Genomic DNA, 11,784 nt, shown 5'->3' on the forward strand with positions numbered 1-11,784 from the left:
TAAATATTATGAGTGAAAAAGATTCAAAAAATTTAGAAAAAATTAATAAAAAAGGTTTCTTTTCTATTCTACTGAATCATATTTTTCATGAAGAACCTAAAAATAGAGAAGAATTACTCGAATTAATTCGAGATTCAGAACAAAATGAACTCATTGATCAAGATACATGTGATATGTTAGAAGGTGTAATACATATTGCAAAGAAAAAAATTAAAGAAATAATGATACCTAGAACACAAATGATAACATTAAAATTAAATTACGATTTAAATAAGTGTCTCGATGTGATTTTAGAATCTGCACATTCACGTTTTCCAGTAATGAATAGCGATAAAAACTATGTAGAAGGATTTTTAATTGCTAAAGATTTATTACTATTTATGAAAAATAAAAACAAAAATTTTCATATAAAAAATATATTAAGACCGGCTTTCGTTGTACCTGAAAGTAAATATGTAGATAGAATGCTAAAAGATTTTCGATTAAAACGAACACATATGGCAATAGTAATAGATGAGTTTGGAGCTGTCTCTGGATTGGTGACTATAGAAGATATCCTTGAGTTAATAGTTGGAGAAATTGAGGATGAATACGATGAAGCAGAACAGGTAAATATTCGTAAATTACAAGAACATATATTTTCTATTAGAGCTCTTACAGAAATAAAAGAATTTAATGATTTTTTTAATACTCATTTTAGTAATGAAGAAGTAGATACAATTGGTGGATTGGTTATGAAAGCATTTGGACATTTACCAGGTCGCGGAGAAGACATTAATATTAATGGATATAATTTTAAAATATCTTTAGCAGATAGCAGAAAAATTATACAAATACATGTCACTCTTCCAGAGAAAAAACTTCTAAAATAATATAAAAATAAAATATATTTTACATTCAAATCTATATTTTTACATATTTATTATTATTTGAAAAAATTATTTTTTAACATAATTAAATAGTTAAAAATTTTTATTTATTTTAAAAATATAAAATTATTATAGAGAAAAATCATGGAACAAGAATATTGTCCAAAAAATATTGAAATATATGTACAAAAATATTGGAAAAATAATAAAACTTTTCATGTAAATGAAGATAATACTAAAGAAAAATATTACTGTCTTCCAATGCTGCCATATCCTTCTGGAAAGTTACATATGGGTCATGTTAGAAATTACACTATTAGTGATGTAATCTCAAGACATCAAAGAATGTTGGGAAAAAATGTTTTACAACCTATTGGTTGGGATGCTTTTGGATTACCTGCAGAAGAAGCTTCTATTAAAAATAATACAATCCCATCATCTTGGACATATAAAAACATCAAATACATGAAAAAACAGCTCGAATCGTTAGGTTTTAGCTATGATTGGAGCCGAGAAATAACTACATGTAAACCAGAATATTATAAATGGGAACAATGGTTTTTTATTCAGTTATATAAAAAAAAATTAGTTTATAAAAAAAATAGTTTTGTAAATTGGTGTCCATATGACAAAACTGTTTTAGCTAACGAACAAGTTATAAATGGTTGTTGTTGGAGATGTCAAAGTACTGTAAAAATTAAGAAAATACCACAATGGTTTATAAAAATTAGAAATTACGCAGAATCTTTACATAATGACTTAAAAAAATTAAAAAATTGGCCTGAAAAAGTCAAAAGTATGCAAAAAAATTGGATTGGAAGATCCAAAGGATTTGAAATTTTTTTTAATATCAAAAATAGTAATAAAAAAATTAAAATATTTACTACTAGAATAGATACCATAATGGGTGTTACATATATTGCAATATCTTCTTCTCATCAATTTGCCAAATATCTTTCAAAAAAAAATGAAGTATTAAAAAAATTTATTCATGAACAAAATAATGAAAACTTTTCTAAAGAAGAAATAGAAAAAATAAAATTTAAGGGAATCAATACTAATATATTTGTTCTTCATCCTATTACAAGAAAAAATATACCTATTTGGATAGCAAATTTCGTGCACCATGAGTATGGTACTGGAGCAGTTATGTCAGTTCCAGGACATAATGAAAATGATTGGAATTTTGCTATAAAAAACAATTTAAAAATTAAATATGTTATTCAGCCATCAAACGTAGAAGATATAAAATTAGTTAAAAAAACATTTTTATCTAACAAAGGTATATTAATTAATTCTGGAGAGTTTAATCAACTTAATTATTATAATGCTACTAAAGCGATAAAAAAAAAATTATCAGAAAATAAAAATATAAAAACAAAAATTGTTTATAAATTAAAAGATTGGTGTATATCTAGACAACGTTATTGGGGAACTCCAATTCCTATGGCAACAATGGACAATGGACAAATTGTTCCAATACCAGAAAAAGACTTGCCTGTATTATTACCAGAAATCAAAAATCATTTCGATTTGTCAAAGAATTCTTTAAACAATCTATCAAGTTGGTCTACTATTAAAATTGATAATAAATCTGCTATCCGTGAAATAGATACCTTTGATACATTCATGGAATCTTCTTGGTATTATGCAAGATATACTTGTCCTAATTTTCAAGAAGGAATTATTGATCCGATAGCATCGAAATATTGGTTGCCTATCGATCAATATATTGGAGGTATAGAACATGCTATTATGCATCTAATGTATTTTAGATTTTATCATAAATTATTACGTGATTTTAAATTTGTAGAATTCGATGAACCAGCAAAAAACTTAATATGTCAAGGAATGGTGTTATCAGAAGCATTTTATCAAATTGGTAAAAATAATCAACATCATTGGATTAACAAATCTAATGTATATATCAAGAAAAATATTAAAGGAGAAATTATAAACGCATATGATAAAAATGGTAAAAAAGTTATATATGCAGGTATGATTAAAATGTCTAAATCTAAAAACAACGGAATTGAACCAGAATTAATAATCAATCATTTTGGAGCTGATACAATTCGATTATTTATTATGTTTGCAGCTCCTATAGAATCATCATTAGAGTGGCGTGAATCTGGGTTGAGAGGGATCTACCGATTTTTAAAAAAATTATGGAAATTATCATTTAACTATATTCAAATGAAACATGAATATAAAAATATAGATTTTAATTCTTTAAATATAAAACAAAAAAAAATGTATCATTTATTACATAAAACAATTGCCAAAGTTTCTGATGATATTAGTCGAAGAAAATCATTTAATACTGCTATTTCTACTATTATGGAATTAGTAAATGCACTAAAAAAATTTCAATTAGAAAATGAAGAAGATAAATGTATTATGAAAGATGTATTAATATCAATTATAAAAATGCTTTATCCATTTACACCACATTTATGCTTCACATTATGGGAAAATTTAACTAACAATTGTTTGATAGATAACGAACAATGGCCTGTTTTTCAAGAAAAATTTTTATTAAAAACTAATAATATATTAGTCGTTCAAATTAATGGAAAAAAAAAATGCACTATAGAAATTCCAAATAATCTAACAAAAGAAAAAATTCTTTTTTATGTTAAAAACAGTTTATTATTAAAAGAAAAATTAAAAAATAAAAATATAAAAAAAATAATTTATATTCCTAAAAAAATAATTAACTTCGTAATATTGTAAAAAATCTAACAACTGTGTGTTTATTAATATGAAATTTATATATACAGAAAAATTAAAAAAAAAAATAATTAAAAAATTTAATTTATTTTATATCCTTTTAGGAGAAGATTTAATATTTTTAAATAAAAATAAAAAAATAATATTGAATTGTGCTAAAACACAAGGTTTTGTAGAAAATCATGTTATTAATATAGAAAAAAATACAGATTGGAATAAAGTTATCAATTTTTATAATTCAAAAAATTTGTTTTTTAAAAAAAAAATTTTAATTATAAATTTAATTTTAAAACAGTTAAATTCTTTATTAATACAAAATATAAATAAATTATTATCTTTTGAAAATTTAGATATATTAACAATAGTAAAATTTAATCAATTATCTAATAATTTTAAAAATTATTTATTAACACAAAAAAATACGTTAAAAACTGACATTATATGGTGTTTTACACCATATGGTTTAACTTTTAAAAACTGGTTAAAGCATGAAATTAAAGAAAAAAAAATAGAAATAACAGAAAATGCTTTTTTATTATTATACAAGTATTATGAAGGAAATACTTTACTTGTACATCATATATTAAATATGATACTACTTATATGGAGAAATGAATATATTACATCACAAAAAATAAAAAATATTATTAATAAATTTGCTATTTTTACTCCATTAGATTGGATAAATGCTATTTTTCAAAATAAAATAGAACAAGCATTTTATATATTAGATACTTTTTATAAGCAAAAGTATAATGTTCTTATTTTAATACGATCATTACAAAAAGATTTATTAATATTAATTAATATGAAACGTGAAAAAGAAATAAATATGAATATATTTTTAAAAAAAAATAATGTTTTTTTAAATAGAATTAAATTTTTTAACTTTGCTATTAAATCAATAAATTTTAATAACGTTCTTAAAGTAATTAGAATTTTATTACAAATAGATATTAAAATTAAAATAGAATATAATCATGATGTTTGGATGGAATTAAAAACATTGACATTATTACTATCTTCTCCAATATAAAATACTAAAACATTAAAAAAATGAAAGAAATATATGCAATATTCGGAGGTAATTTTGATCCTATTCATTATGGACATATTTTTTCTGCAGAAAAATTAGCAAAAGAAATTTCAATAAAAAAAATAATATTATTACCTAATCAAAATCCTCCTCATCGATCTCAAACTAAAACAGATATCAAACATAAATTAAAAATGATTGAATATGCTATTAAAGATAATAATTTGTTTGAAATAAGTTTATTAGAAACAACAAAAAAAAAAATTTTTTATACTATAGATACGTTAAAAACAATAAGATTTAAAATTGGCTTTTTAAAACCATTATGTTTTATTATAGGAGAAGACAACCTAAATAATTTAAATCTTTGGAAAAATTGGAAGAAAATATTATTATATGCGCACTTATTAATTCTTCCAAGAATAACTATAAAAAAATACAATGATGAATTAGAAAAATGGATTATTTCGCATACTATAAAAGATAAAAATTGTCTATATCAGAAACCATTTGGATTTATTTTTTTTTCATCTATACCTATTATACAAATTTCTTCTACTGAAATTAGAAGAAATTTTATGCAAGGTAAAAGTTCAAGTAAATTATTACCTACAGAGATTGAAAAATATATTTTATCAAAAAAATTATATTAAAATCTAATTTATTTTAAATAGAATTAAACATAGTAAATTTATAGAACATGAAAAAAATAAATATTAAATTAAATTTAATTGGACTTAGATGTCCAGAACCAATTATGATAATTCGAAAAACAATTAGAAAAATACAGCAAGATGAAACTATATTAATTATATCAGACGATCCATCTACTAAAAGAGAAATTCCACATTTTTGTGCTTTTATGGAACATCAACTTATAGAATGTTGTACTCATGTGAAACCCTATCGTTATCTTTTAAAAAAAGGGCTATATTAAAATTAGTTCTAAAAATTATTCAATTAGTATGTTATTAAAAAAATAATATTAATATACACACAAAGTGTGTATATTAATTTAACGTTTTATAATATTTATTAAATAAAAATCAAATATTAATTAATAAATTTAACATTCTTCTTAAAGGTTCTGCAGCTCCCCATAATAATTGATCTCCTACAGTAAAAGCTGAAAAATATTTATCACCCATACTTAGCTTCCTTACCCTACCTACTGGTATTTTTAATGTACCAGTAACTGCTGATGGAGTTAATTTACATATCGTTTCTTGAATATTATTTGGTATAAAATCAACCCACTTATTATGACTGACAATTATTTCTTCTATATTTTTTAATGAAATATTTTTATTCAATTTAATTAAAAATGATTGACTGTGACATCTTATTGAACTTATTCGAACACATGTTCCATCTATTATTATTTTACTTTTAGAACCTAATATTTTATTAGTTTCAAATTGTCCTTTCCATTCTTCTCGACTTTGACCATTTCCCATATCAATATCTATCCATGGTATTAAGCTTCCAGCTAAGGGTACAGAAAAATATTTTAATGGAAAGTCATTATCTTTCATTTTTTGACTAATCTTTTTTTCAATATCTAAAATCGAAGATAATTCATTTGATAAATCTTGAGATACAACATTATATAGGGAACCCATTTGTTTTAATAGTTCAATTACATATTTAGCGCCTGCACCTGATGCTGCTTGATATGTAGATACAGAGATCCATTCTATTAAATTATTTGAAAATAACCCTCCTAAAGCCATTAACATCAAACTAACAGTACAATTACTACCGACAAAAGTTTTAATTCCATTGTCTAAAGCTTTTTTAATAACTTTTAAGTTAACAGGATCTAACACAATAATAGAATCATCTTTCATTCTTAGGGTAGAAGCAGCATCTATCCAATAACCTTGCCAATTATTTTTACGTAATTTAGAATAAACAGTATCAGTATAAGATCCTCCTTGACAGGTAATAATAATATCCATTTCTTCTAATAAATTAAGATTATAAGCATCTTTAAGATTTTTAAATACTATGTTATTTATAGTAGGACCATATTGACCAGATTGAGAAGTCGAAAAAAAATGAGGTGTTATTTTTAAAAAATCATTTTCTTCTCTCATTCGATTTAATAAAACTGAACCTACCATACCACGCCATCCAATGAATCCAACTGATTTCATCATGAATAAATATACGGAGTTTTTATAAAAAATAATTTTAATTACAGTATAATAAAAAAATTCTTTAGTAAAAACTTTCCGACCTCCAAAGATAAATATAATTATTATATAATTTCATAAACAATAATTATTTATAAAAATACTAAATTTTATTAAAAATTTTAATATACTATAAAATTATAAATTTATCTTAAAAACAATATTTTTATATAAAAAATAATTTTAAAAAAAATTATATTAGTAATATAAAATTTCTATTATTTTTTATATACATTGTATATAGTTAAAAAAATTTATATCTTTACAAGGACATAATAAATTAAAATGACTGAAATAATCTCTACAACTATATTATTAATTTTGATAATGGATCCTTTAGGCAATCTTCCTATTTTTATGACAATACTAAAAAATTTAGATGCAAAAAGAAGACGAATAGTAGTCATAAGAGAAATGATTATAGCTTTAATTGTTATGCTATTATTTTTATTTATTGGAGAAAATATACTAAGTGTTCTTAATTTAAAAACCGAAACAGTATCTATATCTGGTGGAATTATTCTATTTTTAATTGCTATCAAAATGATTTTTCCTTCCGAAGACAATAACGGCGTATCTTCAAACGAAGAACCTTTTTTAGTTCCATTAGCAATTCCATTGGTTGCAGGGCCATCTTTATTAGCTACATTAATGTTATTATCTCATAAATATTCAAACCATATGTCATATTTAGTAGGATCTTTATTAATAGCTTGGTGCTTTACTATTATAATATTGTTACTATCAGGTTGTTTTTTAAAATTATTTGGTTCTAAAGGTGTAAATGCTTTAGAACGATTAATGGGTTTAATATTAATTATGCTTGCTACTCAAATGTTTCTTGATGGAATCAGAACATGGTTTCAAAATTAAATAAATTTGTATTTTAAAAAATTAATTTTATTAAAAATTAAATTATTATACGTTTTTATATCACCTGTTATTAAAAACAACTGATAACAGGTATAAATAATATTACTTAAAAATTTGTAAAATATAAATATAATAAGGTGTGTATATGAAAATACGGAATATGAATGAAATAAATATAACAGGAAAAAGAGTATTAATAAGATGTGACTTAAATGTTCCAATTAAAAATGGAATTATTCAATCTGATGCTAGAATACTAGCTTCGCTTCCTACGATTGAATTAGCAGTGCGAAACAAAGCAAAAGTTATTATTATGTCACATTTAGGACAACCAAAAAATGAATGTTATGAAAAAAAATACTCTTTATTTCCTATATTTGAATATTTAAAAAAAAAAATACATTATACTAAAGTATATTTTTCTAACGATTATTCAAATATTATTGCTATTAATCCTGGAGAGATATTAGTTTTAGAAAATGTTCGTTTTAATTCAGGAGAATTAAAAAATGATGCAATTTTATCTAAAAAATATGCTAAATTATGTGATATTTTTGTCATGGACGCTTTTGGAAGCGCACATAGAAAACAAGCATCAACCTATGGGATTGGCAGCTTTGTAAATGTTGCATGTGCTGGTCCTCTTTTAATATCTGAAATCACTATGTTAAAAAAAGTATTAAAAAATCCAAAGCGTCCTATGGTATCTATAGTAGGAGGAGCAAAAGTCTCAACTAAATTTAATGTATTAAATAAGCTCGCTAACATCTCAGATCATGTGGTAGTAGGAGGCGGTATTGCCAATACTTTTCTGGCAATTGATTATGATATTGGAAAATCATTGCATGAATCAGAATTTATATTAAAAGCGAAAAAATTACGTGATAAACATAATAATATTATAATACCAATTGATTCTCGTATAGGAAAAAATTTTTCTCATACTGAACCATCTACAATTAAATCACCATCAAAAATTAAAAAAAATGAAGAAATTATGGATTTTGGTGATGAAACTATTAAAAAAGTTATTAATATCCTTGAACACGCACAAACAATTATCTGGAATGGACCCGTAGGAGTATTTGAGTTTCCAAATTTTAGAAAAGGAACAGAAAAAATCGCAAAAACAATAGCAAATAATTCAGGTTTTTCAATAGCTGGAGGTGGTGATACTTTATCTGTTATTGATATGTTTGATATTAAAAATAAAATATCTTATATTTCAACAGGAGGTGGTGCATTTCTAGAATTTATTGAAGGTAAAAAATTACCGGCAATAGAAATGTTAGAAAAAAATTTTTCTCAACAAATATTAAACAATATTGTTTAATTTAAACAATTTTAAATAGTAGGAAATAATTTGAATAATTTAAACTCTATTAAACCTGGTGTTGTCACAGGTGATGAATGTCAAATAATATTTGAATTAGCTAAAAAAAAACAATTTGCAATACCAGCAGTGAATTGTATAGGTACTGATTCAATAAATACTGTATTAGAAACAGCTTCTAGATTAAAATCTCCTGTTATTATACAATTTTCTTATGGAGGAGCGTCTTTTATTGCCGGTTATAAAAAAATATTTAAAACAGATCATGAACAAGCCATAAAAGGTGCTATATCAGGAGCAAAACATGTGCACTTGATTGCAAAAAACTATAATATTCCAGTAATACTTCATACTGATCATTGTTACAAAGAAATATTACCATGGATTGATGGTCTAATTAATGAAGGAGAAAAACATTATAAAATTTATAAAAAACCTCTTTTTACCTCTCATATGATTGATTTATCTAAAGAATCATTAGAAGAAAATATTATAACTTGTAGTTCATATTTAAAAAAAATAAAAAAAATTAACATGATGTTAGAAATTGAATTAGGATGTACAGGTGGAGAAGAAGACGGAATAGATAATAGTAAAATGAATAAAGAATTACTTTATACACAACCGAAAGATGTTAATTATGCATATGAAAAATTAATTAAAATTAGTAACAATTTTACTATAGCTGCTGCATTTGGAAATATGCATGGAGTATATAAAACTGGAAATATTGATTTAAAACCTATTATTTTAAAAGAATCACAAAAATATATTAGTCTTAAACATAACTTGAAAAAACTACCATTAAATTTAGTATTTCATGGAGGATCAGGGTCAAATTTAAAAGAAATTCAAGAATCTATTAAATATGGTGTAGTTAAAATGAATATTGACACTGATATGCAATGGGCTGCTTGGAAAGGTGTATTAAACTTTTATAAAGAAAATAAAGATTTTTTACAACATCAGTTAGGTAATAAAAAAGGGAAAGATCAACCAAACAAAAAATATTATGATCCAAGATCATGGATAAAAAAATCTCAAGAATCAATGTCTATAAGATTAGAAAAAACATTTCAAGAATTAAATGCCTTAAACGTTTTAAAAAAATAATAAATATTTTATATTTAAATACGGGGAATAAATTAAAATATTCTCCGAAAACTTATAAAACTAAATTTTATATAATTTAAGCATTTTAATTATATAATTATTTTCCACAACTTATAAAAAAGAGATAAAAATGGATGAATTAAATGTAGTAAATGACATTAATCACGCAGGCAATTGGTTAATACGAAATCAAGAATTGTTGTTTGGATATATAATTAATTTAACGTCATCTGTTGTTATTTTAATCACAGGAATGTTTATAGCAAAAATTATATCTAATGGAGTAAATCAAATATTAATTACTAGAAATATTGATGTTACTATAGCAGGTTTTCTTTCTGCATTAATGAGATATATTATCATTACTTTTACATTAATTGCTGCATTAGGCAGAATAGGAGTTCAAACTACTTCTGTCATTGCTATATTGGGAGCCGCCGGAATGGCTATTGGATTAGCATTACAAGGTTCTCTATCTAATTTTGCAGCAGGTGTTTTATTAGTTACACTCAGACCTTTAAAAGCAGGAGAATACGTAAATTTAGGAAGCGTAGCAGGAACAGTATTAAATATTCATATTTTTTATACAACTTTACGTACTTTAGACGGTAAAATTGTTGTTGTTCCAAACAATAAAATTATTTCTGGAAATATTGTTAATTATTCAAGAGAACCTGCTCGAAGAAATGAATTTTCTATTAGTGTTTCATATGATTCAGATATTGATTTAGTTACAAAAGTACTTCGAAAAGTTATAGATGATGAAGATAGAGTAATAAAAGATCGAGATATTATAATTGGTTTAAGCGAACTTGCGCCATCTTCTTTAAATTTTGTTGTGCGATGTTGGAGTAATACAAATGAATTAAATACAGTATATTGGGATTTAATGGCTAAATTTAAAAAAGCATTAGATAAAAATAATATTAATATTCCTTATCCACAAATCGACGTTCATCTTTATAAAAAAAAATAAATATTAATTCTAATATTTTATATTTTTAAAATAAAAAGGTTTTTATGTTTTATCTATATAAATTTAATCAATTAAATAGACTATTTTTAAAAATATGTAAAACTATTCAAAAAAATCCACTTCCTTATATTTTTGAAAAAGAAATTATTATTCATAATAATGAAGTATTATTTCAATATTTAAATATATTCACAGCTAATTATACAGGTATTTCATCAGATTTTAAATTAATCAACCCAAATATTTTTATTTGGAAAATATTTAAAAAAATAATACCTGAATATGAAGTAAAAAACATTTTAAAAAAAACAACTAATATTTGGAAAATAATAAAAATTATTGAAAATAAGAATTTTTTTAAAAATATTAGAAAAAACGATAATAAAATAAAAAAATTTGAATTTTCATATTTAATGGAATCCTTATTTCAACAATATATTTTATATAGACCAAAATGGATTCAAGAATGGCAAATAAATGAACAAAAAATACTAAAAATTAATTCAGAAAAATTATGGCAAATGAAATTATGGAATGCAATTATAAAAGATAATAAAAAATTTAATCAATCTGAAAAAAATTTTTCAAGTTTATTTTGTGATTTTAAAAATATAATTAAAAAAAAAAAATAGAATTACCAAAACGTATTTTTA

The 11,784-nt window shown here is 23.1% G+C and carries 11 protein-coding genes; 10 read left to right on the plus strand and 1 reads right to left on the minus strand.

What is annotated here, in order from left to right; all coding sequences use genetic code 11:
• Positions 1 to 8: 8 nt before the first annotated feature.
• From corC to tusA, 5 genes are all read left to right on the plus strand, one after another.
• Positions 9 to 872, plus strand: a complete 864-nt coding sequence (corC, locus tag D9V62_RS02255; protein WP_158340183.1) for a CNNM family magnesium/cobalt transport protein CorC — start codon at positions 9 to 11, stop codon at positions 870 to 872.
• 141 nt (positions 873 to 1,013) lie between these two features.
• Entirely contained in the window at positions 1,014 to 3,605 is a 2,592-nt protein-coding gene (leuS, locus tag D9V62_RS02260; protein WP_158340184.1) for a leucine--tRNA ligase, read from the plus strand.
• 28 nt (positions 3,606 to 3,633) lie between these two features.
• A complete protein-coding gene (gene holA / locus D9V62_RS02265; protein WP_158340185.1) occupies positions 3,634 to 4,638 on the plus strand; it encodes a DNA polymerase III subunit delta in 1,005 nt (334 codons plus the stop codon).
• Positions 4,639 to 4,658: 20 nt separating this feature from the next.
• Positions 4,659 to 5,291, plus strand: coding sequence for a nicotinate-nucleotide adenylyltransferase (gene nadD / locus D9V62_RS02270; protein WP_158340186.1), 633 nt, complete (start codon positions 4,659 to 4,661; stop codon positions 5,289 to 5,291).
• Positions 5,292 to 5,338: 47 nt separating this feature from the next.
• Entirely contained in the window at positions 5,339 to 5,575 is a 237-nt protein-coding gene (gene tusA, locus D9V62_RS02275; RefSeq protein WP_158340187.1) for a sulfurtransferase TusA, read from the plus strand.
• A 109-nt stretch (positions 5,576 to 5,684) separates the two neighbouring features.
• On the opposite strand, the gene asd is transcribed toward tusA, so the two are convergent.
• On the minus strand, positions 5,685 to 6,797 hold the full coding sequence (asd, locus tag D9V62_RS02280) for an aspartate-semialdehyde dehydrogenase (protein ID WP_187312789.1): 1,113 nt from the start codon (positions 6,795 to 6,797) through the stop codon (positions 5,685 to 5,687).
• A gap of 324 nt (positions 6,798 to 7,121) precedes the next feature.
• Here asd and D9V62_RS02285 point away from each other — a divergent pair, with 324 nt between their 5' ends.
• The 5 genes from D9V62_RS02285 to D9V62_RS03195 all read left to right on the plus strand — a co-directional run bounded on the left by D9V62_RS02285 (position 7,122) and on the right by D9V62_RS03195 (position 11,763).
• Positions 7,122 to 7,709, plus strand: a complete 588-nt coding sequence (locus D9V62_RS02285; RefSeq protein ID WP_158340189.1) for a YhgN family NAAT transporter — start codon at positions 7,122 to 7,124, stop codon at positions 7,707 to 7,709.
• Between the two features lie 145 nt (positions 7,710 to 7,854).
• Complete coding sequence (locus tag D9V62_RS02290; protein WP_158340190.1) at positions 7,855 to 9,042, plus strand: phosphoglycerate kinase; 1,188 nt, start codon at positions 7,855 to 7,857, stop codon at positions 9,040 to 9,042.
• 30 nt (positions 9,043 to 9,072) lie between these two features.
• Complete coding sequence (fbaA, locus tag D9V62_RS02295; RefSeq protein WP_158340191.1) at positions 9,073 to 10,155, plus strand: class II fructose-bisphosphate aldolase; 1,083 nt, start codon at positions 9,073 to 9,075, stop codon at positions 10,153 to 10,155.
• A gap of 130 nt (positions 10,156 to 10,285) precedes the next feature.
• Entirely contained in the window at positions 10,286 to 11,131 is an 846-nt protein-coding gene (gene mscS, locus D9V62_RS02300) for a small-conductance mechanosensitive channel MscS (protein WP_158340192.1), read from the plus strand.
• A gap of 44 nt (positions 11,132 to 11,175) precedes the next feature.
• Positions 11,176 to 11,763, plus strand: a complete 588-nt coding sequence (locus D9V62_RS03195; protein WP_261979498.1) for an exodeoxyribonuclease V subunit gamma — start codon at positions 11,176 to 11,178, stop codon at positions 11,761 to 11,763.
• Positions 11,764 to 11,784 lie beyond the last annotated feature (21 nt).

The sequence above is a fragment of the Buchnera aphidicola (Aphis helianthi) genome, assembly GCF_005083845.1.
Classification (GTDB): Bacteria; Pseudomonadota; Gammaproteobacteria; order Enterobacterales; family Enterobacteriaceae; genus Buchnera; species Buchnera aphidicola_AW.